Origin of the sequence: Caballeronia sp. PC1 (genome assembly GCF_021353155.1) — a bacterium.
In the GTDB taxonomy this organism is placed as follows: domain Bacteria; phylum Pseudomonadota; class Gammaproteobacteria; order Burkholderiales; family Burkholderiaceae; genus Caballeronia; species Caballeronia cordobensis.
Window position 1 is genome coordinate 1,708,997 of the sequence record NZ_JAJUBH010000003.1, and the last position, 24,350, is coordinate 1,733,346.

The following is a 24,350-nucleotide window of genomic DNA, read 5'->3' on the forward strand; positions in this document are numbered from 1 at the left end:
CGGAATGGATGCGACGAATTTTAACGTCTGCCGGCGCTTCGATTTCAGCCGCTCAGTCGCGCGCGCGATGCGTGTCGAGTTCGCCCGCGTAGAAGCGCTGCAATTCGCCGATGAACGCCTGCAGCGCGGCGTGGTCGCGCCCCGGCGGCGCGAAGCGGCGGCCAAGTGTCACCCGGTAGGTGATCGGCAGCGCCGGCTTGCGGAAAATCTGCCAGCCTTTGCCGAGAAAGCCCGAATCCGTCTCGATGATGAGCGTCTGCACCGGCGCCTGCGCGCGCGCCGCGATCAGCGCGATGCCACCCTTCAGCGGATTCACCGCGGCGCTTTCCGTGCGCGTGCCTTCGGGAAACAGCAGCAGCGGGCTGCCGCGCTGCAGTTCGGCGACGGCGGCGCGAATCAGCCCGACAGGCGTGTCGTTGACGATATAACCCGCGAGCAGCGCGCCCGGCCCGAGGAACACGTTGCCGGCGACATCGCCCTTCATCACGCAGCAGGTATCGGGCACGCGCGACGCGATGAGCAGCGCATCGAGCAGGCACGGATGATTCGGCGCGAGGATCATCGCGGGTTCGCCCGCGAGCGAATCCAGTTCGGAGAGATCGAAGCGGCACGCGCCGAGCGTGCGCAGCAGCGCGAAGTACAGGTGCCACACGCGCTGCACGACGGCGCGCCCGACGCGCCGCCCCGCATCGACGGAGAGCACGGCGCGCAGAATCAGCGCGAACGGAAACCACGCGAGGCACACGAGCGCGAGCACGGCGAGCGCGAAATAGAACGCCGCGCCTTGCCAGACGCTTTCGAGCGACGGCTTCGCGTCTGCGCCGCCGATTTTGCGATGCGCGTCACTCATCGCTCGCCACCGTTTTCGACGACTGCCCGAACACCCACGCGACTGCCACGCCGCCCGAAAGCACGCTTTTCTGACGCACGAGCGGACTGTCGGCGAAGCTCGCGCCCGCGAGATTGGCGTAGCGCATGAACGCGCCGACCCAGTAACGGCTGAAGCGCCGCGACATCGACACGAGCGCCTGCGCGCCCGAATAGCCGCCGCTCGCCTGAAACGCCGGCCGGCCGGGCGTCGCATATTGCGGCGCGACGGTGTAGTAGTGGTCGCTGTAGTGGCCGTTCGCGAACATCGGCCCCGCGAACATGCCCACGCGCAGGCCCGACACGCCGGCGACATCGACGAGATCGAGGTTCACGTTCGGCTCGAACTGCCAGCCGACCGTCTTCGGCGACGACTCCAGCGTAATGCCCATACGCAGCGGCATGCGCAGATCGAGCAGCATGTCGCGCGAAGCGGAGCGCCACAGATGCACTTCCACCGACGGGCCGATCTCGATGGTCGGCTTCAGATCGGGCATGCCGGCGCGCGCGTTGTCGTCGCGGCTCGAAACCGGCAGCGAACCGAGCACGCTGATGTTGAAATTGACGCGATCGCTCTCGAGCAACTGACCGCGCACGCCGTCGCGGTCCGCGCGCAGGTACTTGCCGCGATAGATCACGTACGGGAACGGGAAGACCCACGCGCGCGTCTGGTCCGAGCCGGGATAGTGCGGGAACGCAGCCACGCCCATGCCGATGCCCAGTTCCCACAGCGGCTTCTGCGGCGGCGGCGTTTCATCGGCGAATGCGGCGCTGCTGGCCATCAGCAGCGTCAGAAGCGCAAGGCGCGATCGCAGGCTCATCAATTTGCGGGCGACTCCGCTTCGCTCAGATTGCGGCGGCGCATGCGGTAGGCGCGCAGCGAATTGCGCCAGTCGAAGAGCGCGGTGGCGTAGTAGATGCCTTTGAACGCGCGCAGCGAATGCCAGATGGGCGTGGTGCCGAAAATATCGCCCGCGAGCAGCGACAGCAGCGCTTCTTTCATGCGCAGCGGGTTTCTCGGGCCCATGAAGAGATTGCGCATCGTCGGCGAGGTCATGCGGTAGATGAACCACGAGAACTCGCGCGGCCCGTGGCGCACGTCGCGGTCGAACTTGGCGAGCGCGGCTTGCGCGCGGGCCGGATTCGAGAGCGCGCCGTCGATCGCTTCCGCGCCCGCGAACGCGCTTTGCATCGCGAGCATCACGCCGGACGAGAACACTGGATCGATGAACGCGAATGCGTCGCCGAGCAGCAGGAAGTTGCGCCCGTGCGTCATGTCGCCGGTGTAGGCATAGTTGCCCGTCGCGTGGACCTCGCTGATCAGTTCGGCGTCTTTCAGGCGCTCGGCGAGCGGCCCGCACAGCGCGATCGTCTCGCGAAAGTACGCTTCCACCGACGTGCCCTTCGGACGCCGCTTCAGATACGCCGGCCACACGACCGCGCCGATGCTCGTCGCGCCGTCGGCGAGCGGAATGAACCAGAACCAGCCGTGCTCGAACCAGAACACGGTGATGTTGCCCTCGTGCTCGCCCTCGTTGCGCCGCGCGTTCCTGAAATGGCCGTACAGCGCCGACGAGTTGTGGCGTTCGTTGCGGCGCTTGGTCTTGAACTGATTCGCGAGCAGCGTGTCCCGGCCCGACGCATCGACGACGAAACGCGCCCGCACCTGCTCGATGCGGCCATCGTCGTGCTCGACGCCGATCGTCGCGCTGGAATGGTCGGGCGCGAACGCGACCTCGCGCGCGCGGCAGCCTTCGCTCACGTGCGCGCCGTGCTTCGCCGCGTTGCGCAGCAGGATCTCGTCGAGCTCGGAGCGGCGCACCTGATACGCGCTCGGCATCGACTTGTCCCACGCGTCGGCGAACAGAAAGCGTTGCGTGCGATTGCCGTGCTGCGGCGACACGAATTCGGCCGCGCGCTTGACCATGCCGATCGCGCGCACCTCGTCTCCGACGCCGAGCTTCTCGAAGAGCCGCAGATTCGCCGGCAGCAGCGATTCGCCGATATGAAAGCGCGGATGCCGCGCCTTCTCCAGCACCCGCACGCGATAGCCGCGGTCCGCGAGCAGCGTCGCCGCCGTCGAACCGGCCGGACCGCCGCCGATCACGACGACGTCCCAGGCTTGCGTCGCTTCGCTCATCCGTGTTCCTCCGTTTTCAGGCGATTCCGCCGTTGACCGACAATACCTGGCCGGTGACATAGGCCGCCGCGTCCGAGACGAGATAGGCCACCATGCCCGCGATTTCCTCGGCCGTGCCCGCGCGCTGCGCCGGCACCAGTTGCTTGATGCGCTCGGGCGGAAACGCCGCGCCGAGCATCGGCGAATCGATGACGCCGGGCGCGACCGCATTCACCGTGATGCCGCGCGAGGCCAATTCCTGCGCGAGCGCACGCGTCGCGCCGATCAGCCCGGCCTTCGCCGCCGCGTAATTCACCTGCCCGCGATTGCCCATCAGACCCGACAGCGACGACATGTTGACGATGCGGCCCCAGCGCGTGCGGATCATCGGCATCAAAAGCGGCTGCGTGACGTTGAAAAAGCCGTCGAGCGTCACGTCGAGCACGCGTTTCCATTGCCGGTGCGTCATGCCGGCCATCGGCGCGTCGTCGTGGATGCCCGCGTTGTTCACGAGAATCTGGACGGGGCCGTCGGCCAGAATGCGCGCGAGCGCGGTTTCCGCGGCGTCGGGATCGGTCACGTCGAAAACGATGACATGCGCTGCCCCGCCCGCCGCGCGAATGGCTTGCGCGCAGCTTTCCGCGCGATCGACGCCGCCGTTCGCGTGAATCCACACTTCGTGTCCGGCGGCCGCGAGCGACCGGCTCACCGCCTGGCCGATTGCGCCGCTGCCGCCCGTCACGAGCGCGCGCATGGGGCTCCCGTCATCGATTGCACTCCGTTTTCATGTGTCGCCGCAACGCGTCGCACGCGCGTGCGCCTTGTCCAGTCTCGATGCGGCGGATTTCAGTCGCATGACAGCGGCTGCCGACGCATTCGGCGCAGGACGCCGCGACGCGCGTTATCGCGTGCGATGCGCGGCGACGTGCGCCGCGAGCGCGCCCAGGTTCGCGAAGATTTTCTGGTTGTCGGGATTGTCCGAGCGCAGCTCGAAGCCGTACTTCTTCGAGATGAGGAGCGCGATTTCCAGGATGTCGATGGAATCGAGTCCGAACCCCTCTTCGTACAGGCGCGTATCGGCCGAGACGGCCTTGGGATCGACGTCTTCGAGGTTCAATTCGGCGACGATCAGCTCGGCGAGCTCTCTTTCCAGTTCATTCATCGTGTGTACAACCGGCGCGAAAACGCGCGGCGAGGGTCGCCCGGAAACCGTGCGCCCCGCGTTCTCCGCACGCTGCCGGCCGTCTTTATCTAGATAATTGCGGTGGCGAAATTCTAGACGAAGCCCCTTGGGACGCCTAGTAGTAAAGGTAACGGGCCGTGCGGTGCGCCACGACACAATATTTTTGAGAAAAATCAGCGGGTTCCCCCATGGGTCGGGGGGCCACGCCAGTAGGGTAAAATTCGCCGGTCTGACGAATGTAAGATCCTCGAACAATCGGTTACAGACCGGGCGCGCACCCGCGCGAGAAAATGATCGTCAGGCGGGCGACTGCCGCATTTTTGTTCAACAACCGAGCGTTCACAAAGAGCGCCGCAGCCGCATCCCATGTTGCGTACCTTTTTCCTTCTTTTACACGCGCCGCGCGGCGCGGGTCCGCGCCGATGAGCGCCGCCCGCTTTCTCCGGGCGGCCGGCGTCGTGGCCGCGATCGTCGCGTACCAGCTCGCCGCGCATCACGCGGCGTCAACGCCGGGCGCGCACGGCCTCGGGCTTGCGCTCGTGCTCGCGCCGCTCCTGCTCGTCACGCTGAACGGCGCGGTGCGCTCGACTGCGCGCGCATGGCTGCTGCCGCTCTGGGCGCTGGCGTGCGCCGCGTTGTGGCTCGCGCGCGCCCCGCTCACCGCGCATTTCGGCTGGGGCTTGTGGCTGGAGCACGCGTGCTTCAATCTCGCGCTCGCGTGGATGTTCGGGCGCACGCTCGCCGCCGGCCGCGAGCCGCTCTGCACCCAGTTCGCGACGATGGTCCACGGCAGGCTCGAAGCACGCATCGCGCGCTATACGCGCCGCGTCACCGTCGCGTGGACGCTCTTTTTCATCGCGACGGCGCTCGTGTCGACGCTGCTGTTCGCGTGCGCGCCGCTCGTCGCGTGGTCCACCTTCGCCAACTATCTCGCGCTGCCGGCGGTCGGACTGATGTTCGTCGCCGAATATGCGTGCCGCCGCGTCGCGCTGCCGGATATGGAGCCGTCGAGCATCATGGACGCCGTACGCGCCTACACGCATTCGATGCAAATGCGCCGCAGCGAGGCGCAGTAATGCCGACGAACTCATCGCCCATGCAGACCTTTCCGCTGGTTTTCCACGCGTCGCCGGATCAGACGATCGCCTGGCGCGACGGCGCGCCCGTCAGCGTGCGCGCGTTTCTCGCGGACGTGCGGGCGCTCGCCGCCGCGCTGCCCGAAGGCGGCCACGTGTTCAACGTCTGCACGGACCGGTATCGCTTCACGGTAAGCCTGTGCGCGACGCTCGTGGCGGGCAAGACGAGCCTTCTGCCGTCCACGCACACCCCGGAAATGGTGCGCGCCCTCGCCTCGTTCGCGCCGGACGCCTTTTGCCTGCACGACAACGACGACTGTGCGATCGACCTGCCGCGCTTCCGTTATCCCGACGCCCCCCGCGCCCGGACCGATGGCGATGGCGAAGCGAACGTGCCGCATATCGACGGCGCGCGCGTCGTGGCCTACGTGTTCACGTCCGGCTCGACCGGCGCGCCGGTGCCGCATCGCAAGACGTGGGGCTTTCTGGTCAAGAACGTGCGCGCGGCGGCGGCGCGCCTGAACCTGCTGGGCGATGCACGCGCGACGCTCATCGGCACGGTGCCGCCGCAGCACATGTACGGCTTCGAATCGACCGTGCTGCTCGCCCTGCTCGGCGGTCTCGCGTTCAGCAACCGCCAGCCGTTCTATCCCGTCGATATCCGCGCGGAACTCGACGCCATTCCCGAGCCGCGCGTGCTCGTGAGCTCGCCCATCCACCTTCGCGCGCTGTTCGCGAACGACGAAGCGCTGCCGCGCGCGTCGCTGGTGCTGTCGGCGACCGCGCCGCTTTCGGAAAAACTCGCGCTCGATGCCGAAGCGCGCCTGCAAGCGCCGCTCATGGAAATCTACGGCAGCACCGAAACGGGCCAGATCGCGACGCGCCGCACCGCGCAAACGGCCGCGTGGGCGCTGTTTCCCGACATCGCGCTGACGCCGCGCGCCGACGATGCCGGCGAACAGACGATGTGGGCGTCCGGCGGCCATGTCGAAGTGCCGGTGCCGATGGGCGACGCGCTCGAACTCATCGACGGCGCGCATTTTCTGCTGCACGGACGCAAGGCGGATCTCATCAATATCGCGGGCAAGCGCACGTCGCTCGCGTATCTCAATCATCAGTTGAACGCGGTGCCGGGCGTCGTCGACGGCGTGTTTCACATGCCGGACGAAAGCGGGTCCGATAGCGAGCCGGTGCGCCGCCTGATGGCCGTCGTGGTCGCACCTGAACTGGACGCGGCCGGCTTGCAGCGCGCGCTGCGCGAGCGCATCGACGCCGCCTTCATGCCGCGGCCGCTGCTGTTCGTCGATTCGCTGCCGCGCAACGCGACGGGCAAGCTGCCGCGCGAAGTGCTGACGAAGCTGATCGAGACCGAACGCCAGCGCCGCGCGGCGCTCAGGTTCACCGTGCCGCCCGAACATCCCGCGCTCGCCGGACATTTCCCCGGACACCCGATCGTGCCGGGCGTGGTCCTGCTCGACCACGCGCTCGATGCGATCGGCGCGGCGCTCGGCAGACGCTTCGACGCGTGCCGGATCGAATCGGCGAAATTCCTGAGTCCGGCCGCGCCGGGCGAGGCGCTCGATATCGCCTACGAAACGGCGGCGAGCGGCGCGATCCGCTTCACGATCCGGGCCGGCGAACGCGCGGTGGCGAGCGGTGCGCTCGCCGCTTCATCGGAAACCGCAACGGCAACAGCAACGGCGGCGACCGCCACGGACGCGCACGCATCGTGAACAAACCGCGCAACCGCGACGACTGGGCCGACCGCCAGGAGCGCAGCAACCTCGCGCTGCTGCGCTTCATGACGTGGATCTCGCTGCGCTTCGGCCGGCGCGCGGGGCGCGTGCTGCTGCGCATCATCACCGCGTATTTCGTGGTCTTCGCGCCGCGCGCGCGGCGTGCATCGCGCGCTTATCTGAACCGCGCGCTCGGACGGCATGCGGGCTGGCGCGACGGTTATCGCCATGTGTTTTCGTTCGCATCGACGATTCACGACCGCATCTATCTGGTCAACGAACGCTTCGATCTGTTCGATATCCGCACACATGGCGTCGAGCATGTCGAAGCCGCGCTCGCCGATGGACGCGGCGCGTTTCTGATGGGCGCGCATCTCGGCAGCTTCGAGGTCGTGCGCGCGATCGGCCGGGCGCAGCCGCATATCCGCATCGCCATCACGATGTACGAGGAGAACGCGCGCAAGATCAATGCGATTCTCGCCGCCGTGAATCCGGCCGCGCATCACGATGTGATCGGCCTCGGCAAGGTCGATGCCATGCTGAAAGTGCGCGAGCGGCTCGATGCGGGCAGTCTCGTCGGCATGCTCGCCGACCGCACGCTGCGCCAGGCCGGCGACGCGCTCGCGGAGCGCGATTTTCTCGGCGCGAGCGCCGCGTTTCCGCTCGGGCCGCTGCACATGGCGGCGGTGCTGCGGCGTCCGGTCGTCTTCATGACGGGGCTGTATCTCGGCGGCAATCGCTACGACATCCACTTCGAGACGCTCGCCGATTTCTCGACGATCGAGCGTCGCGACCGCGCCGCCGCCGTCGATGCCGCGCTGACGCGTTACGTCGCGCTGCTGGAAAAATACTGCCGCGCCGCGCCGTACAACTGGTTCAATTATTTCGACTTCTGGCAGGCGAACGCCGCGCAGGCCCCCGCGCGTGCGAGCACCGCCGTCTTGCAGAAAGTCGCGAGGGATTCCTGAGCTTATGCGAGTTTTCGCCGCGGTCCTGACCGCCGCCGTTCTCGGCGCTTCATCGATGATGGCCGTCGCCGCCGACACGCCCTGGACGCTCGATCGCCTGATGAACACGCTCGGCGCGAAGAAGTCCGGCCGCGCGCGCTTCACCGAGACGCGTTATCTGAAGATCGCGCAGGAGCCGCTCGAATCGTCGGGCGAACTCGTGTTCGTCGCGCCGGATCATCTGGAAAAGCACACGGTCAGCCCGAAGCCCGAAAATCTCGTTGTCGATGGCGACATGCTCACCGTCGATCGCAACGGCCGCAAGGTCACGATTCCGCTGCGCAATTATCCGGAGCTGGGCGCGTTCATCGAAAGCATCCGCGCGACGCTCGCGGGCAACCGTTTCGCGCTGGAAGAGGCCTACACGGTGTCGATCGCGGGCCGTGGCGACGACTGGACCCTGACGCTCGTGCCGATCGATTCGCGCATGAAGCAGAAAGTCAGTTCGATCACGCTCGCCGGCACGGGCGCGGCGCTGTCGCGGGTCGAGATCAAGCAGGCCGACGGCGACCGTTCGCTGATGCGCCTGCAAGACGCGTCGGCGCATTAGGCCCGGCATGCGCGCCGTTCTTCGCGAGCCGGCCGTAATCGTCTGGCTGTGCCTGCTCGCGCTGTGCGCGGGCGTGATCGCCCGCACGAATTTTTCCGCCGATCTCTCCGCGTTCCTGCCGCGCTCGCCGAGCGAGCAGCAGCGCGTGCTCGTCGAGCAGTTGCGCGACGGACTGGTGTCGCGGCTGATCCTCGTCGGCATCGAGGGCGGCGACGCGAAGGGCCGCGCGGACGCCTCGCGCGAGGTTGCGGCGAAGCTGCGCGCCGACAAGCGCTTTTCCGCCGTCAATAACGGCGAGCCGGTCGGACAGGCGCGCGACGAGCGTTTCGTGTTCGAGCATCGCTATCAGCTGAGTCCGGCGGTGACGCCCGAGCGCTTCAGCGTGGCCGGCCTGAAAGACGCGCTCGCGGACAGCCTCGATCTGCTGAGCTCATCGGCCGGCATGATGGCGAAGGACTTGCTGCCGCACGATCCGACCGGCGAAGTCACCGCGCTCGTCAGTCAACTGGACAGCGGCGCGCAGCCTTCGATGCGCGACGGCGTGTGGGTGTCGCGCGACGGCCAGCGCGCCGTGCTGCTCGCGCAGACCGCGAGCGCCGGTTCCGACACCGACGCGCAGGCGTCCGCGATTGCCGCGATCCGCAATGCGTTCGCAGCGGTTGCGCCGTCGTACCGGCTGTCGATGACGGGCCCTGGCGTGTTCGCCGTCGAAACGCGCGACACGATCATGCGCGACGTGCGCTGGCTGTCGGCTGCGAGCATCGTGCTGATCGTCGTGCTGTTGCTCGCGGTGTATCGCTCGGTGCCGACGCTCTTGCTCGGCCTGATGCCGGTGCTGTCCGGCGTGGCGGCGGGCGTCGCCGCGGTGAGCGTCGCGTTCGGCACCGTGCATGGCCTCACGCTCGGGTTCGGCACGACGCTGATCGGCGAGGCCGTCGATTACTCCATTTATCTCTTCGTGCAGTCGGCGGGCGTGCAAAGACGCGAGTCGCTGAAAGACTGGGTCGCCGGTTTCTGGCCGACGATCCGTCTGGGCGTGCTCACGTCGATCTGCGGTTTCGCGTCGATGCTCTTCTCCGGATTTCCGGGCCTCGTGCAACTCGGGCTGTATTCGATCGTCGGTCTGGCGACGGCGGGCATCGTCACGCGCTTCGTGCTGCCGCATCTGCTGCCGCAAGGCTTCGCGATCCGCGATGTGTCGCACCTCGGCAATCTGCTCGCACGCTTCGCGGCGCGGGCGTCGCGCCTGCGCGGGGCGCTCGCCGTGCTGCTGCTCGTGGCCGTCGCGGTGCTGCTCATGCAGCGGCATGGTCTGTGGAGCCAGGAATTGTCGGCGCTGAGCCCGGTCCCCAAGGCGAGCCAGGATCTCGACGAACGCCTGCGCGCGGATGTCGGCGCGCCGGACGTGCGCTATCTCGTCGTGGTGCAGGCGGCGAACGAGCAGACGGCGCTCGAACGGGCGGAAGCGGTTGCGCATCGCTTGCAGCCGCTCGTCGACGAACACGTGATCGCGGGCTACGAAAGTCCCGCGCGCTATTTGCCGAGCGACGCGGCGCAGCGTGCCCGCATCGCGAGCCTGCCGCCCGCCGACGCCTTGCGCGCGCGTCTCGCCGCCGCGCTGAAGGACCAGGCGATCCGCGTGAAGCCGGAAGTTTTCGAGCCCTTCATCGCCGATGCCGACGCCGCCCGCGCGCAGCCGCTCGTGCGCCGCGCCGATCTGCAAGGCACGTCGATGGCGCTCGCCGTCGATTCGCTGCTCACCGGGCGCGACGGCCGCTGGACCGCGATGCTGCCGCTGCGCGCGGCGCAAGGCTCGGAGGTCGAGGCGCAGAAAATTCGCGCGGCGGTGGCGTCCGCGAACGTGCCGGACGCGCTTTTCGTCGATATGAAAGCCGAAGCCGACCGCCTCTATCAGAACTACGTGCACGAGGACATTCGCCTTTCGCTCGGCGGGTTCGCGGTCATCGTCGTGCTGCTCGTGCTCGCGCTGCGCTCGCCGGTGCGGGCGGCGCGCACGCTCGCGCCGCTCGTCGCGGCGGTGATCGTCGTGATCGCGGCGCTCGCGCTCGCGGGCAAGTCGCTGACGATCCTGCATCTGATCGGCATGCTGCTGATCGTCGCGGTCGGGTCGAACTATGCGCTCTTCTTCAACTATCGCGCGCACGCGGAAGACAACGCCATTTCGCCGCAAACGCTCGTGTCGCTCGTGATTGCGAATCTCGCGACCGTTCTCGGCTTCGGGCTGCTCGCGCTGTCCAGCGTGCCGATGCTGAAAACCTTCGGCCTGACTGTCGGCCCGGGTGCGATTCTGGCGCTGCTGTTCTCGGCGATCCTTGCGCCGCGCGCCGGATTCAGACGATGAACGCGCCGGGTACACCTCGCCGCTGGAGGCCGACGCCGCTCGTCGGCGGCGCGCTCGCCGTGCATGCGGGCGCGCTCGCGTCGCTGGCCGTGGCGCCCGCGGCATGGCCGTGGGCGGCGGGCGGCGTGATCGCCTCGCATCTCGCGCTGACGGCGGCGGGGCTCTGGCCGCGCAGTGCGCTGCTCGGCCACAACTGGACGGCGCTGCCGGCATCGGCGGGCGCGCGCATCGCCATCACGATCGACGACGGCCCCGATCCCGAGGTCACGCCGCGCGTGCTCGATCTGCTCGACGCGCATCGCGCCCGCGCGACGTTCTTCTGCATCGGCGAGCGGGTGCGCGCGCATCCGGGCATCGCCCAGGCGATCGTCGCTCGCGGTCATGCCGTGGAGAACCATAGCCAGCGGCATCGCCATAATTTTTCGCTGATGGGGCCGGGCGCGCTGCGGCGCGAAATCGACGCGGCGCAGGCGACGATCGGTGAGATCGCGGGCACGCGGCCGGTGTTCTTTCGTGCGCCCGCCGGGCTGCGCAATCCGTTTCTGGAGCCTGTGCTGTGCGGTCTCGGCCTGCATCTCGCGAGCTGGACGCGGCGCGGCTTCGACACGCGCACCGGCGATGCGGCACTCGTCGCCCGGCGGCTCCTGAACGGGTTCGCCGCGCGCGACATTCTGCTCGTCCACGATGGGCACGCCGCCCGCGCGCCCGACGGCGCGCCCGTCGTGCTTGCCGCGCTCGACACGGTGCTGCGCGCGGCGGCGGAGCGCGGGCTTTTGACCGTGACCTTGTGCGAGGCGATTGTCGGCTAGACTGCACGGGCCCAACGTTATGAACGCCCGCATGGTCCCGACCGCGCTCATCGAAGCCGCCAGCCGTCCTTACCGCGCCGCGGGCCGCTTCGCGTGGCATTTCGCGTCGGCGAAGCTGCGTCACGATCCGTTCTTCGCTCACGTTCTCGCTCACGGTCTGATCGCCGATGACGCGCGCATCCTCGATCTCGGCAGCGGCCAGGGTTTGCTCGCCGCGTGGCTCGTCGGCGCGCACGCGTGGCATCGAGATGACGCATCAGCGAAGTGGCCGCCCGACTGGCCCGCGCCGCCCCTGCCGCAATCGATACACGGCATCGACCTGACGCCGCGCGACGTCGACTGGGCGCGCATCGCCTTGAAGGCGCACGCGGCGCGCGTGAGTTTCGTCTGCGACGACATTCGCGCGGCGCCGTTCCCCGAGACCGATGTCGTCGTCGCGTGCGATGTGCTGCATTACGTCGATGCCGATGCGCAAGCGGCTATCCTGCGCCGCGTGCGCGCTAGTCTCGCTTCGGACGGCGTGCTGCTCCTGCGCGTCAGCGACGCCGCCGCGGGCTGGCGCGCCGCCGTCGATCGCGCCGTCGATTTCGGTGTGCAGGTCGCCCGGTCGGGACGCACCAGTGGGCTCACCTGCCGCAGCGAGGCGCAATGGCTGGCGCTGCTCGACGGTCTGCGTTTTCGCACGACAGTCCGCCCGATGGGCAACGGCACGCACGAGGCCAATCGTCTGCTGATCGCGAGACCAGCCGTCTGAGCGTCGCCCGGTCCGACAAGACCCGTTTGTTACAATTCATCGACCCACACGCCACTGAAGCCACCGAATACCGAGGCGAGCCTGTAGTGAACCCTCTCCTGCTTACGCATTTCACCGCCACGAGTTGCGCGGGACGCGGCATTGACGCGACGCTGGCCGCGCTCGCGCAAGGACGCGGCGGCCTCGCGCCGTGCGACTTCGAAGGCGCCGCGCTCGCCACCTACACGGGCCGCGTCGCGGGCGTCGAGGATGCGCCGGTGCGCGCGGATCTCGCCGCCTTCGACTGCCGCAACAACCGCCTCGCGCAACTGGCGATGACGCAGGACGGCTTCGACACGCGCGTGCGCGAAGCGATTGCGCGGGCGGGCGCGGAGCGCGTCGGCGTGTTCATGGGCACGAGCACCGCGGGCATTCTCGAAACCGAGCTCGCGTACCGCCGCCGCGATGCGCAAACCGGCGCGCTGCCCGCCGATTTCAGCTACGCGACCACGCACAATCCCTATTCGCTCGCCGGCTTCGTGCGCGCGTATTTCGGGCTGCGCGGCCCAGCGGTTTCGGTCTCGTCGGCGTGTTCGTCGGGGGCGAAGGTGTTCGGCTCGGCGCGGCGCATGCTCGAAACCGGTCTCATCGACGTGGCCGTGGTCGGCGGCGTCGATACGCTCTGTCTCACGACGCTTTACGGCTTCAACTCGCTCGAACTGCTTTCGGCCGGACCGTGCAAGCCGTTCGACGTGAAGCGCGACGGCATTTCGATCGGCGAGGCGGCGGCGTTCGGATTGCTCGAACGCGAGCCGGCCGGCCATGCCGACGATGACGACGCGATCCGTCTGCTCGGCATCGGCGAATCGAGCGATGCGTATCACATGTCGTCGCCGCATCCGGAAGGGCTCGGCGCGCGTATCGCGATGGAACAGGCGCTGGCGAGCGCGGGCCTGACTGCGCGCGACATCGGCTATGTGAATCTGCACGGCACCGCGACGCCCAGCAACGACGCCGCCGAAAGCCGCGCGCTCACGGACCTGTTCGGCCGCGTGCCGTGCAGTTCGACCAAGGGCGCGACGGGGCATACGCTCGGCGCGGCGGGCGCGCTCGAAGCGGTGATCGCGGCGCTCACGCTCAAGCATCGGATGATTCCGGCGGGCGCGAATACGACCGAGCCCGATCCCGCGCTCGGTCTCGACTACGTGTTGAGCTCGCGCGACGCGCCGCTCCACGCGGTGCTTTCCAACTCGTTCGGCTTCGGCGGGACGAACTGCAGTCTCGTGTTCGGACGCAAGGGAGCGGCATCGGCATGACTCCATTGCGCGCCTATATCGAAGGGATCGGTGTGATCGGGCCGGGGCTCGCCAATTGGCCGCAGACCGCCGACGTACTCACGCAACGCGCCGTGCGCGACGAAGCACGCACCGCGCTGCCGGCGCCTACCAGCCTGCCTTCCGCCGAGCGGCGCCGCACCGGGCCGGTCGTGCGCGCGGCGCTCGCGGCGGCGCACGAAGCCGTTGCGCAGAGCGGCCGCGACGCCGCCACGCTCGCCGCCGTGTTCGCGGCGTCGGGTGGCGACGGCGGGAATTTTCATGCGATCTGCGAAACACTCGCGAGCGACGAGCCGCAACTTTCGCCGACGCGCTTTCACAACTCCGTCCACAACGCGCCCGCAGGCTACTGGAGCATCGCGACGCGCGCGATGGCCGCGTCGAACGTGCTGTGCGCCTACGACGGCAGCTTCGCGGCGGGCTTGCTGGAGAGTCTCGCCCAAGTGAGCGTCGATGACGCCGCGACGCTGCTCGTCGCCTACGACACCGATTACCCGGAGCCGTTGCGCCACGCGCGCCCGATCGCCGATGCCTTCGGCGTCGCGCTCGTGCTCGCGCCTGAGCCCGGCGAGCGCACGCTCGCGCGCATCGAGGCGCGTCTCACCGACGCAAGCGCGTTCGCCTTCGCGGATGCCGGTCTCGAAGCGCTGCGTCTTTCGAACCCCGCGGCGCGCGCGCTGCCGCTGCTCGACGCGCTGGCGCGCGGGCAGGCGTCGAACGTCGTCATCGATTATCTCGACGGCACGCGTCTCGCCGTGGAGATCGCCCCGGCATGAGCGCCGCACAGACGTACGATCGCGACTGGATCGCCGCACGCATTCCACATGGCGGCTCGATGTGTCTGCTCGATGCCGTCGTCGCGTGGGATGCGCAGCGCATCCGCTGCATCGCGACGAGCCATCTTGCCGCTGGCAATCCGCTGCGTTCGCGGGGGCGGCTCGCGTCGGTATGCGGGATCGAATATGCCGCGCAGGCGATGGCCGTGCATGGCGCGCTTCTCGCCGATGCGGGCGAGCGTCCGCGCGTGGGGATGCTGGCGAGCGTGCGCGGCGTGCAGACGCACGTCGAGCGCCTCGATACGCTCGACGGCCCGCTCGATATCGAAGCCGAGCGCCTGGGCGGCGACGGCAATACCGTGCTCTATCGCTTCGCCGTGCAGTGCGCGGGCCGCTTGCTCCTGAGCGGGCGCGCAGCCGTGATTCTCGACGCCGCTCAGGCCGCCGGCTTGGTCGCGCAATAGGCGGAAAAGATGCCGAGCTCGACATCGCGCCGCACGTTTGCGAAACCCGCGCGGCGAATGGCGGTCAGCACGGCGTCGGGCGGCACGCAGGCTTCGATCGTGTCCCAGTAATAGCGCATTAGTTCGACGCTTTCCTCTTTCTTTCCGACGATTCGCGCGATCATCGGCACCACGCCGCGCATGTAGAGCTTCAGCGCGGCGACGCCCACGCCATGCGCGGGACGCGTGATTTCGAGCACGCACAGCCGGCCGCCGGGCGCGAGCACGCGAAAATATTCGTCGAAGACCTTCGCGAGATCGCCGACATGGCGCAACGCGAAACCCATGCTCAGAAAATCGTAGGCGGCGTTTTCGCAGGGCAACTCTTCGGCCGTGCCGATGCGCGTTTTTACGCCTGCCGGCAGATGCGCCTGTCCGACCATGCCCGGACTCGGATCGACGCCCGTGACGAGCGTGGGGTCTCCGGTGATCGCAACGGCTTCCCTCGTGACGAGCCCCGTTCCCATGCCGACGTCGAGCACGCGCATGCCGCGCGCGAGGCCCGCCGAACGCAGCGCGCGATTGCGATACCACGGGCCGGAGCCGAAGGCCATCGCGCGTTCGATTGCATCGTAGTCGGAGGCGGTGCGGTCGAAGATGCCGCGCAGCCAGAGGCGCCGTTTCGATTCGTCGGGGTAGTAGGACGTGAGCGGCTCGTGCGGGGCGTGGTCATTGCTCGTGTCGCGCCGGGGGGAAGTCATCGGGTCTCCTGGGTTCGGTGCTGAGCCGCGGAAAGGTGCCGATCGTTTTTTACCACAGCGCGCGCCGTATCAGTCGGCTATCGCCACGGATGCTTCCACCGGCGCGCTCGCCTCCGTCCACTGCGGCGTTTTACGCGCGCGCGTGATCGTATTGCGCACGCGCGGCTCGGGCCGCCCGAGCATGCCGCCGCCGACGAGCGCGACGAACGATGCCACCAGCGGCGCGGCGAGCAGCATCGTCGCGAACTTGAACAGCCCGAACTTCAGCGGACTGCGCGACGCCCACGCCGACCACGCGAGCGCGAACGCGGCATAAGCGATGGCCGCCGGCGCGCCCGCCAGTTCGGGCATGCCGATGCGCTGCGCGAGCGGCATCGGAAAAATCAGCACCAGGAGCGCGATGCTCGCCATCGCGTGAAGGAGCAACGCGCGCCGCGTCTTCACGAGACTCGCGATCGACCAGCCGGCCAGCACGATGAGGAAAAGCGGACACGCGGCCACCACGGCGGCGAGCGCGAGATAGACGACGGCGCCCGTCATCAGATTGCGCAGATAGCCCTCCGACGACGCGTACCAGACCATATATCCGGCGGCGAGCGCCGCCACGCAGGCGACAAACGCGATCATGCCGCCCTGCCCGTCCGGCGCGACGAGCAGTCTCAACAACACAAGACTCGTGAAGCCGATGAGATGAATCACGAACCGCACACCCGAAAAACGCTGTTCCATACCGCACCCCTTTCCCCTGACGGTGCGAGCGGTTGCCGCCGCGGTCGCGAGACCCGGCCAACCTGTCCTCGCCCATCTGTCGGCGCGTCCGATTCGAATGACGGATCGCGCGCTCGAAAACGCCGACGCGAATAGCCTTTCGGTCTTTCGCGGTCGACGTCTCTTTAACGACGGGGAAACGGGGAATCTTTAGCCCCGCGCTAACGGGCTAAAGCGTGCATCAGCGCGACAGCGGCTTCGCCTGCTCCATCGCCGACGCGCGCACGAACTTGCCCGCGCCGAGATGGTGGATCGTGTGCAGCGGCTGATTCGATTCGTCGATGATCCAGTGACCGTCGACGAACACGCGCGCATCGGCGGCGGCCGCGACGACTTCGGCGAAACAGGTGTCGTAGGCGTCTTCGGTGTGCTTCTCGTCGATCAGGCGGCATTCGAGCCAGGCCGCACAGTTCGTCTCGATGAGCGGCACGCCGAGCACCGGACCCTGTACGGCGTCGATGCCGAACGCCTCGAATTTGTCGATATCGCGCCCGCTCGTCGATCCGACCGCATAAGTCAGATCGATCAGCGCCGCGCCCGGCACGACGAGGCCGAACGTGCCGCTCGCGGTGGCGAGTTCGCGCGTGTACGTGCTTTTGTCGATCACCACGGCGATGCGCGGCGGCGTGAATTCCACCGGCATCGACCAGGCCGCCGCCATGACGTCGCGCCGCCCGCCGTGCGCGCTCGTGACGAGCACCGTCGGGCCGTGATTGATGAGGCGGCTGGCGTGTTCCAGCCTGACGGGAAGAAAGTGGCTCATGGTTCCATGCATGCAAAAGACAATGCGCGTGATTGTATGCGGCGTTCAAAATGCATGCGCCGGAGCGCGATCCCTCCCCTAAAAGTCGCCTTGACAGACGCTCTTACGATATATATCTTTAGATATGTTTTACGACATATCTGGAGTATTCATATGAAATCCCGTTGCTTTCAACATGGACGCAATGCCGGCGGCCGCGCCTTCGGCCCTGATTTTCCGTTCGAGGTCCCCGAATGGGTCGAACGCTTCGCTTTCGAACGCTGGGGCATGATCGGCCGTCATGGTCGCGGCGGCAGCCGCTTTGGCGGTGGTCCCGGTGGAATGGGCGGCCCGGGCGGCATGGGCGGATTCGGCGGCGAAGACGGCATGCCGCGCGGCCGCAAGTTCTCGTCCGACGACCTGCAATTGCTGCTTCTCGCGATGCTCGCCGAAGCGCCGCGTCACGGCTACGAGCTCATCAAGGCGCTGGAAGACCGTTCGAACGGCTTCTACGCGCCGAGCCCGGGCATGGTCTATCCGGCGCTCACCTATCTGGAAGAGCTCGGCTATACGACCGTCGAACTGGAGGGCAATCGCAAACGCTATGCGCTTTCCGACGCGGGCCGTGACTATCTCGCGGCCAATCGCGAGCGCGTGGACTTGATGCTCGCGAAGCTCACCCACTTCGCGCGCAAGATGGATCTCGTGCGCCGCGCCTATATGGGCGAAGAAGCCGAGGATGCATCGTCCGACGGCGGTTGGGCGCCCGAACTCATCGCCGCGCGCCGCGCGCTTAAGAAGGCGCTGCTGCTGCGCACCGATGCGCCGCACGACGAACAGCGCCGCATCGCCGCGATCCTGGGCCGCGCGACCGCGGAAATCGAACAGAACCCCGCCCCGAAGCAGGCGTGAAAGGAACCGACACGATGACCGATCCCATCCTGCAAGACCGTCCCGAGCTCGACGTCACGCGCGTGCGTCACGCGCTCAAGTTCCGCCTGCTGCAAGTCACGCGCGTGCAGGCGCTCAATCCGCATCTCGTGCGCGTCACGTTCACGGGCGATGACCTCGACGACTTCGTCAGCGCGTCCTTCGACGATCACGTGAAGCTGTTTTTCCCGGCGCCCGGAGAGGCGATGCCCGCGCTGCCGCAGGCCGGTCCCAACGGTCCCGAGTTCGATCCGTCGAAGCCGCGCCCGATTGCGCGCGATTTCACGCCGCGCCGTTTCGACCGCGCCGCGCGCGAGCTGGATATCGAGTTCGCGCTGCACGAAGCCGGCCCCGCGACCGCGTGGGCCGCGCAAGCCGCGCCGGGGCAGCAGCTCGGCATCGGCGGGCCGCGTGGCTCGTTCGTGATTCCGACGCAGTTCGACTGGCATCTGCTGATCGGCGATGAAACCGCGCTGCCCGCCATCGCGCGGCGGCTCGAAGAACTGCCCGAGGGCACGCGCGTCGCGGCGCTGATCGAAGCCGCCGATCCGTCGGCGCGCATCGAATTCGCAACGCGCGCCGATCTGTACGTGCAATGGCGTTACCGGAACGAGAGCGAGCATCCGGGCGGCGCGCTCCTGCTTGCGTTGCGCGAAACCTATCTGCCCGATGGCGATGGCTACGTGTGGGCCGCGGGCGAAGCCACCTTGATGCGCGCCGTGCGCAAGCTGCTGTGCGACGAGCGCGGCATCGACAAGAAGCGCATTCGCGCATCGGCGTACTGGAAACGCGGCGAGCAGGCCGTGCACGAAACGATCGACGGCTGAGCTCGCGCGTTACTTCGTCGAGCCACCGCCCGCGAAGCGCTTTTCCACGGCGACCGCCTCGCCGAGACCGACGAAGCGGTTGTACTCCTCGAACGGCGTCAAGCGATCCGCTATGGCGTCGGTCGAACCTTCGCGCATGAACACGGCCAGCATGTCCTTCACGGCCTTGTGCATCGCAAGCATGGGTTCGATGGGGCTCAGCGTGTAATCGAAGCCTATTTCATAGGCTTCTTTCATCGACACATACGGACTCTTTCCCGTGCGCGCCTGATTGAACAGAATCGGCTTGCCGAGCGGCTGCAGGCGGCGCGTGAGCTCGCGCATGTGTTCGAGGCTTTCGGGTGCATCGGCATAGAGGCCGTCCGCGCCCGCTTGCGCATACGCTTCGAGCCGCGCGATGGCATCGTCGATGCCCGTCACCGCGATCGCATCCGTGCGCGCAACGATAAAGAAATCCGGATCCCGCCGCGCTTCGATCATCGCGCGCAGCTTCAGCACCATCTCCTCTTTCGAGACGAGTTGCTTGCCCGCATAGTGACCGCACTTCTTCGGCAACGCCTGATCTTCGAGATGCAGCACGGACGCGCCCGCTTCTTCCCAGAGACGCATCGTGCGCTGCACGTCGAGAATGCCGCCGTAGCCCGTGTCGGCATCGGCGAAGATGGGCACTGAAGTCACGCGGCAGATGCGGCGGATATGCTCGAACATCTCCGTTTGCGACAGCACGCCCACGTCGGGCTGCCCCGCGACGACGCCCGAGGCAACGAAGCCCGACACGTAAATCGCCTTGGCGCCGGCTTGCTCTGCGAGCATCGCGGTAATGGCGTCGTGCGCGCCCATGCAAACGAACGGGCCTTCCTTGAACAACTCGCGAAAGCGTGCGGAACGGGTCAAGATCAATCTCCGGAAGTCAGGCGAAGTACGCCCAGGCGCGCGCCTTGCGGTCGTTTGCCCGGAAGCGCGCGATATGTTCGGCGAAGCGCCGTGTCTGGTCGATGTCGTCGAGTCCTTCGAGCAAGGCCTCGCGTTGTGCTTCGTCGAATTCGAAAGGAATGGCGTTCAGTTGCGGCGCGCGTATTTCGAGCGCGCGCAAATCGACTTCGATGTGCTCGCCGTCACGCGATGCATCCGCAATACGCTCGATCTCTTTTGCATCGAGCCGAACGAGCAGCAAGCCATTTTGCAGGCAGTTGTTGTAGAAGATATCGCCGAACGACGGCGCGATCACGCAGCGGATGCCCGCTTCTTCCAACGCCCACACGGCCATTTCGCGCGAGCTGCCGCAGCCGAAATTCTTGCCGCCGAGTAGCGTGCGCGCGTCGCGAAACGCGGGTTGATTCAGAACGAAGTCTTCACGCTCGCCGCTCGCCGGTCCACCGTCGCGATAGCGCAGCGTTTCCAGCAGATACGGCCCGAGTTCGCCGCGCTTCAGTTGCGATATGCGCTCGATCCGGATGATGAGATCGGTGTCGATGTTATCGCGCAAGAGCGGCGCGGCCGCGCCCTGAATCGTCGTGACGGCCTTCATTGCGATGCCTCCGCGTAGGGCGCGGCGATATGCCCGGCGAGCGCGCTGGCGGCGGCCACGGCCGGACTCGCGAGATGCGTGCGCGCGCCCGGTCCCTGCCTGCCGACGAAATTGCGATTCGATGTCGATACGCAACGCTCGCCACGCCCGACCACATCGCCATTCGCGCCAACGCACATCGAGCAGCCCGGCTCGCGCCATTCGAAGCCCGCCGAGCGAAAGATGTCGTCGAGCCCTTCTTCGTGCGCCTGGCGCGCGACCATGAGCGAGCCGGGCACGACCCACGCCTTCACATGGCGCGCGACATGATGACCCTCGACGATACGCGCCGCGGTGCGCAAATCCTCGATGCGGCTATTCGCGCACGAGCCGATAAACACGCGATCCACGGCGAGCTCATCGAGATGCTGGCCCGCGCGCACGCCCATGTAATCGATCGCGTTTTGCGCGGCCTGCCGCCGCGATTCATCGACGAGCGATCCGGGATCGGGAATGGTCTCGTCGAACGCGATCACATGCTCGGGACTCGTGCCCCAGGTGACTTGCACGCGAATGGCCGAGGCATCGACGATCACTTCGTGATCGAAATGCGCGCCTTCGTCCGTCGCAAGCCGCTTCCAGTCCGCAACGGCCGCGTCGAAATGCGCGCCCTGTGGCGCATAGGGCTTGTCGCGCAGATAAGCGAACGTCGTCTCATCCGGCGCGATCAGCCCGAACTTCGCGCCCAGTTCGATGCTCAGATTGCACAGCGTCAGACGCGCTTCCATCGACAAGTCTTCGATTGCTTCGCCCGCATATTCCACCGCATAGCCGGTGCCGCCCGCCGCGCCGATCTTGCCGATCACATACAGGATCATGTCCTTCGCGCTCACGCCCTCGCGCACGCGCCCATTGAACAGCACGCGCATCGTGCGCGGACGCTTCTGGCGGATCGTTTGCGTGGCGAGCACATGCACGACTTCCGTCGAGCCGATGCCGAACGCGAGCGCGCCCATCGCGCCATGCGTGCAGGTGTGACTGTCCGCGCAGACGATCGACGTGCCCGGCACCGAGAGCCCGAGCTCCGGCCCGATCACATGCACGATGCCTTGCCTTCCCTCGCTGCCGATATCGAAGATCGGGATCGCGTGTTGCGTCATCTGCCCGCGCATCGCATCGATCATCTCGGTGCTCCACGCGGCATCGCCGGCATGCCGGCCCGGCAGCGTCGAGATCACGTGATCGAGCGTCGCGAACGTGAGCGCGGGGCTGTCCACCGCGAGTCCGCGCCGCTCCAGCACACGGACGGCTTCGACGCCCGTCAGTTCGTGCATGAGGTGTCGATCCACGTGCAGAAGGTCCACGCCGCCCGCGAGATGCGCAATCGTATGGCTGTCCCACAGCTTGTCGAAGAGCGTTTTCATGTTCAGTCGCTATGCGTGAGATGACGCTGCCATGTGAGGAACAGCAGATTGACGAGTGTCGCGAACACGAACAGCATCAGCGCGAGCGCCATGATCGTGCTGGTTTCGTTGCGGTTCATCGCGATCATCAACATGCGTCCGATGCCGCTTTGCGAGGCGAACATCTCGCCGATCAGCGTGCCGAGCAGCGTCAGCGAGAAGCCGATGCGCAGGCCCGAGACGACCTCCGGCACGCAGGCGGGAATGAGTACGTGACGCGCGAAATCGCCGGGACTCATGCGATACGTTCTGGCCGCGCGCGCATAGATGGGCGGCATGTTGCGCACCGCGTTCATCGTGAAGAGCGTGATCGGCACGATGCCATGCATGACGCCGAAGACGATCTTCGCCCACAGGCCGAGTCCGCACGCGAGCAGCACGACCGGATACAGCGTGACCTTGGGAATCGAATAGAAGCCCATCATCAGCGGCTCCATGACGTCGCCGGCCATGCGGCGCGTGCCGAGCAGCAGGCCGAGGCATACGCCCGCGATCGCCGATATCGCGAACGCCGACGCGAACGCGAGCGACGTCACATACAGGCTCGCCGGAAAATCCGCATCGCTCACGATATGCAGCGCGCGCTGCACCGTATGCGCGGGCGTGGTCAACACATCCGGGCCGAGCAGTTCGCTCGCGGCCTGCCACAACGCGACGAGCACGACGACCAGCACGAGCGCGTCGGTCCAGCGCCGCACGCGCCGCGTGCTCGTGCCATGCGTAATGACGACGGTGCTCATGCCGCCTCCCTTCTGATGCGCCGGTATAGCCGCCGTTCGGCCTGGCGCAGCAAGCCGTTGATGGTCGTGACGAAGACCAGCATCAGCAGCATGAGGCCGTACATCGTCGGATTGTCGAATGCGTTGTACGCGAATGCGATCTGATAGCCGAAGCCCGAGCCCGACAGCACGAACTCGCCCGCTACGACCGCGATGAACGCGTACACGACCGTGAGCTTGATGCCGGTGAATACGAACGGCAGGCTCGCGGGCAGCGTGATCAGGCGAACTTCATCCAGCGTGCTCAGACGGCACACGCGTGCGGTGCGCAAGAGCACGCGCGGCACGCGCTCCAGACCGTTGAGCGTATTCACGGCCATCGCCACGACCGCGAACAGGAAGCCGATGCCGACCAGCGGCCAGCGATTCAAGCCGAAGATCACGATGAGAATCGGATAGAGCACGAACACCGGCACCGCATAGTACGACAGCAGCAAGGGATCGAGCACGCGCCGCAGACGCGGCAAGCGAAACAGCAGCACGCCGCCGATAAAGCCCGCGATCACCGCGAGCGCCACCGCAAGCATGGCGCTGCCGAGCGTCTGCAGGATATCGATCGTGAACTGTCCGGACGTGAGAATGTCCCACGCGCTCACCGCCATGCGCGAAGGCGGAATGAACGACACCGGATTGATCCATGCGAGACGCGTCGCGATTTCCAGCAAGAGCAGCAGCGCGACGACGAGACCGATACGCCAGCGCGCGGCCGTGTTCACGGCCGACTCCCGAGCGCTTTCAACGCTTCATCGCGCAACAGGCCCCACACTTGCGCGGTGAGTTCGCCAAAGCGCGGATCGAGTGCGATCTTGCTGTCGCGCAGGCGCGTCCAGCCGGTTTCGATCGTCGCGATGAAACGGCCCGGACACGCCGACATCACACCGATGCGGTCCGACAGCAACACGGCTTCGTCGATCGAGTGCGTGATGAGCATGACGGTTGCGCCCGTATCGCGCCAGAGCTTGAGCATCTCATCGCCCATCAGCAGACGCGTTTGCTGGTCGAGCGCGCCGAACGGTTCGTCGAGCAGCATGAGACGCGGACGCACGACCATCGCGCGCGCAATGCACACGCGCTGGCGCATGCCGCCCGAAAGCTGCGCGGGATACGCGCGCGCGAACGACTTCAGGCCCATGAACGACAAGGCATGATCGACGCGCTCGCGCACCTCGTTTTCCGGCACGCCCGCGCGGCGTGCGGCGAACGCGGCGTTATCGAATACGTTGAGCCAGGGAAAGCTCGCGTCTTCCTGGAACACGACCGCGACGCCGTCCGGCACTTCACGTCCTACAGGTTGCCCTTCGAATTCCACCGTGCCGCCGCTCGCCGGATTGAGACCCGCGAGCACGTCGAGCAAGGTGGATTTGCCGCATCCCGATGGGCCGACCACCGAGAAGAACTCGCCCGCGCGCAATTCGAGACTCACGGGCCCGAGCGCATGAAACGGCGGCTTGTCCGCCGTGCCGGGATAGATGCGCGTGACATCGGCAAGACGCGCCTGCACGCGATCGGCGTCCTCTGAAGCCGGATCGCGCGATACGACCGATATCTTCGTGCGACGTGACAACACGCTCATCGCAG

26 protein-coding genes are annotated in these 24,350 nt (G+C 67.1%); 12 read left to right on the forward strand and 14 right to left on the reverse strand.

Annotated features, from left to right (window positions below; genetic code table 11):
- Nucleotides 1-52: 52 nt before the first annotated feature.
- The 5 genes from LY284_RS32395 to LY284_RS32415 form a co-directional block, all read right to left on the reverse strand.
- Nucleotides 53-850, reverse strand: coding sequence for a 1-acyl-sn-glycerol-3-phosphate acyltransferase (locus LY284_RS32395; protein ID WP_233390482.1), 798 nt, complete (start codon nucleotides 848-850; stop codon nucleotides 53-55).
- Nucleotides 843-1,688 carry a MipA/OmpV family protein gene (locus LY284_RS32400; protein WP_233390484.1) on the reverse strand — a complete coding sequence of 282 codons (846 nt, stop codon included), beginning with the start codon at nucleotides 1,686-1,688 and terminating at the stop codon, nucleotides 843-845. The genes LY284_RS32395 and LY284_RS32400 overlap by 8 nt, the downstream gene beginning before the upstream one ends.
- The gene (locus LY284_RS32405) at nucleotides 1,688-3,007 is read right to left on the reverse strand and encodes an NAD(P)/FAD-dependent oxidoreductase (RefSeq protein ID WP_233390488.1); all 1,320 of its coding nucleotides are present in this window, start codon (nucleotides 3,005-3,007) and stop codon (nucleotides 1,688-1,690) included. The genes LY284_RS32400 and LY284_RS32405 overlap by 1 nt, the downstream gene beginning before the upstream one ends.
- A gap of 16 nt (nucleotides 3,008-3,023) precedes the next feature.
- Nucleotides 3,024-3,740: a 3-oxoacyl-ACP reductase FabG gene (fabG, locus tag LY284_RS32410; RefSeq protein WP_233390491.1), complete on the reverse strand. Its 717-nt coding sequence runs from the start codon at nucleotides 3,738-3,740 to the stop codon at nucleotides 3,024-3,026.
- Between the two features lie 147 nt (nucleotides 3,741-3,887).
- Nucleotides 3,888-4,148, reverse strand: coding sequence for a phosphopantetheine-binding protein (locus tag LY284_RS32415; protein ID WP_014252231.1), 261 nt, complete (start codon nucleotides 4,146-4,148; stop codon nucleotides 3,888-3,890).
- A gap of 443 nt (nucleotides 4,149-4,591) precedes the next feature.
- Here LY284_RS32415 and LY284_RS32420 point away from each other — a divergent pair, with 443 nt between their 5' ends.
- From LY284_RS32420 to LY284_RS32465, 10 genes are all read left to right on the forward strand, one after another.
- Nucleotides 4,592-5,245, forward strand: coding sequence for a hypothetical protein (locus tag LY284_RS32420; protein ID WP_233390493.1), 654 nt, complete (start codon nucleotides 4,592-4,594; stop codon nucleotides 5,243-5,245).
- Between the two features lie 20 nt (nucleotides 5,246-5,265).
- A complete protein-coding gene (locus tag LY284_RS32425) occupies nucleotides 5,266-6,978 on the forward strand; it encodes an AMP-binding protein (protein WP_233391093.1) in 1,713 nt (570 codons plus the stop codon).
- Complete coding sequence (locus LY284_RS32430; RefSeq protein ID WP_233390496.1) at nucleotides 6,975-7,949, forward strand: acyl-CoA synthetase; 975 nt, start codon at nucleotides 6,975-6,977, stop codon at nucleotides 7,947-7,949. The genes LY284_RS32425 and LY284_RS32430 overlap by 4 nt, the downstream gene beginning before the upstream one ends.
- A gap of 4 nt (nucleotides 7,950-7,953) precedes the next feature.
- On the forward strand, nucleotides 7,954-8,538 hold the full coding sequence (locus tag LY284_RS32435) for an outer membrane lipoprotein carrier protein LolA (protein WP_233390498.1): 585 nt from the start codon (nucleotides 7,954-7,956) through the stop codon (nucleotides 8,536-8,538).
- Nucleotides 8,539-8,545: 7 nt separating this feature from the next.
- Complete coding sequence (locus LY284_RS32440; protein ID WP_233390501.1) at nucleotides 8,546-10,900, forward strand: MMPL family transporter; 2,355 nt, start codon at nucleotides 8,546-8,548, stop codon at nucleotides 10,898-10,900.
- Nucleotides 10,897-11,709 carry a polysaccharide deacetylase family protein gene (locus LY284_RS32445; protein ID WP_233390503.1) on the forward strand — a complete coding sequence of 271 codons (813 nt, stop codon included), beginning with the start codon at nucleotides 10,897-10,899 and terminating at the stop codon, nucleotides 11,707-11,709. Before LY284_RS32440 ends, LY284_RS32445 begins: the two co-directional genes overlap by 4 nt.
- A 31-nt stretch (nucleotides 11,710-11,740) precedes the next feature.
- Complete coding sequence (locus LY284_RS32450) at nucleotides 11,741-12,463, forward strand: class I SAM-dependent methyltransferase (RefSeq protein WP_233390505.1); 723 nt, start codon at nucleotides 11,741-11,743, stop codon at nucleotides 12,461-12,463.
- A gap of 86 nt (nucleotides 12,464-12,549) precedes the next feature.
- On the forward strand, nucleotides 12,550-13,758 hold the full coding sequence (locus LY284_RS32455) for a beta-ketoacyl-[acyl-carrier-protein] synthase family protein (RefSeq protein ID WP_233390507.1): 1,209 nt from the start codon (nucleotides 12,550-12,552) through the stop codon (nucleotides 13,756-13,758).
- On the forward strand, nucleotides 13,755-14,552 hold the full coding sequence (locus LY284_RS32460; RefSeq protein ID WP_233390509.1) for a beta-ketoacyl synthase chain length factor: 798 nt from the start codon (nucleotides 13,755-13,757) through the stop codon (nucleotides 14,550-14,552). The genes LY284_RS32455 and LY284_RS32460 overlap by 4 nt, the downstream gene beginning before the upstream one ends.
- Nucleotides 14,549-15,016 carry a hotdog family protein gene (locus tag LY284_RS32465; protein ID WP_233390512.1) on the forward strand — a complete coding sequence of 156 codons (468 nt, stop codon included), beginning with the start codon at nucleotides 14,549-14,551 and terminating at the stop codon, nucleotides 15,014-15,016. The genes LY284_RS32460 and LY284_RS32465 overlap by 4 nt, the downstream gene beginning before the upstream one ends.
- Here LY284_RS32465 and LY284_RS32470 read toward each other — a convergent pair.
- The 3 genes from LY284_RS32470 to LY284_RS32480 form a co-directional block, all read right to left on the reverse strand.
- On the reverse strand, nucleotides 14,989-15,756 hold the full coding sequence (locus LY284_RS32470) for a class I SAM-dependent methyltransferase (RefSeq protein WP_233390514.1): 768 nt from the start codon (nucleotides 15,754-15,756) through the stop codon (nucleotides 14,989-14,991). The two genes, LY284_RS32465 and LY284_RS32470, sit on opposite strands and share 28 nt — an antisense overlap.
- Nucleotides 15,757-15,825: 69 nt before the next feature.
- Complete coding sequence (locus tag LY284_RS32475; RefSeq protein ID WP_233390516.1) at nucleotides 15,826-16,485, reverse strand: hypothetical protein; 660 nt, start codon at nucleotides 16,483-16,485, stop codon at nucleotides 15,826-15,828.
- 220 nt (nucleotides 16,486-16,705) lie between these two features.
- Nucleotides 16,706-17,287 (reverse strand): flavin reductase family protein, encoded by a 582-nt coding sequence (locus tag LY284_RS32480; RefSeq protein ID WP_233390518.1) that lies wholly within the window; start codon nucleotides 17,285-17,287, stop codon nucleotides 16,706-16,708.
- 153 nt (nucleotides 17,288-17,440) lie between these two features.
- On the opposite strand from LY284_RS32480, the gene LY284_RS32485 reads away from it, so the two are divergent.
- A complete protein-coding gene (locus LY284_RS32485; protein WP_233390519.1) occupies nucleotides 17,441-18,178 on the forward strand; it encodes a PadR family transcriptional regulator in 738 nt (245 codons plus the stop codon).
- Between the two features lie 14 nt (nucleotides 18,179-18,192).
- A complete protein-coding gene (locus LY284_RS32490) occupies nucleotides 18,193-19,023 on the forward strand; it encodes a siderophore-interacting protein (protein ID WP_233390521.1) in 831 nt (276 codons plus the stop codon).
- 9 nt (nucleotides 19,024-19,032) lie between these two features.
- On the opposite strand, the gene LY284_RS32495 is transcribed toward LY284_RS32490, so the two are convergent.
- The 6 genes from LY284_RS32495 to LY284_RS32520 are packed head-to-tail and all read right to left on the reverse strand — an operon-like array spanning nucleotide 19,033 to nucleotide 24,345.
- On the reverse strand, nucleotides 19,033-19,917 hold the full coding sequence (locus LY284_RS32495) for an oxaloacetate decarboxylase (protein WP_052485903.1): 885 nt from the start codon (nucleotides 19,915-19,917) through the stop codon (nucleotides 19,033-19,035).
- 16 nt (nucleotides 19,918-19,933) lie between these two features.
- Complete coding sequence (leuD, locus tag LY284_RS32500; protein WP_233390523.1) at nucleotides 19,934-20,551, reverse strand: 3-isopropylmalate dehydratase small subunit; 618 nt, start codon at nucleotides 20,549-20,551, stop codon at nucleotides 19,934-19,936.
- Nucleotides 20,548-21,954 carry a 3-isopropylmalate dehydratase large subunit gene (leuC, locus tag LY284_RS32505; protein WP_233390524.1) on the reverse strand — a complete coding sequence of 469 codons (1,407 nt, stop codon included), beginning with the start codon at nucleotides 21,952-21,954 and terminating at the stop codon, nucleotides 20,548-20,550. Before leuC ends, leuD begins: the two co-directional genes overlap by 4 nt.
- Nucleotides 21,955-21,956: 2 nt before the next feature.
- Nucleotides 21,957-22,733, reverse strand: a complete 777-nt coding sequence (locus LY284_RS32510; protein ID WP_053571242.1) for an ABC transporter permease — start codon at nucleotides 22,731-22,733, stop codon at nucleotides 21,957-21,959.
- Nucleotides 22,730-23,488 carry an ABC transporter permease gene (locus LY284_RS32515; RefSeq protein WP_233390526.1) on the reverse strand — a complete coding sequence of 253 codons (759 nt, stop codon included), beginning with the start codon at nucleotides 23,486-23,488 and terminating at the stop codon, nucleotides 22,730-22,732. Before LY284_RS32515 ends, LY284_RS32510 begins: the two co-directional genes overlap by 4 nt.
- Nucleotides 23,485-24,345 carry an ABC transporter ATP-binding protein gene (locus LY284_RS32520; RefSeq protein WP_077160789.1) on the reverse strand — a complete coding sequence of 287 codons (861 nt, stop codon included), beginning with the start codon at nucleotides 24,343-24,345 and terminating at the stop codon, nucleotides 23,485-23,487. The genes LY284_RS32515 and LY284_RS32520 overlap by 4 nt, the downstream gene beginning before the upstream one ends.
- Nucleotides 24,346-24,350 lie beyond the last annotated feature (5 nt).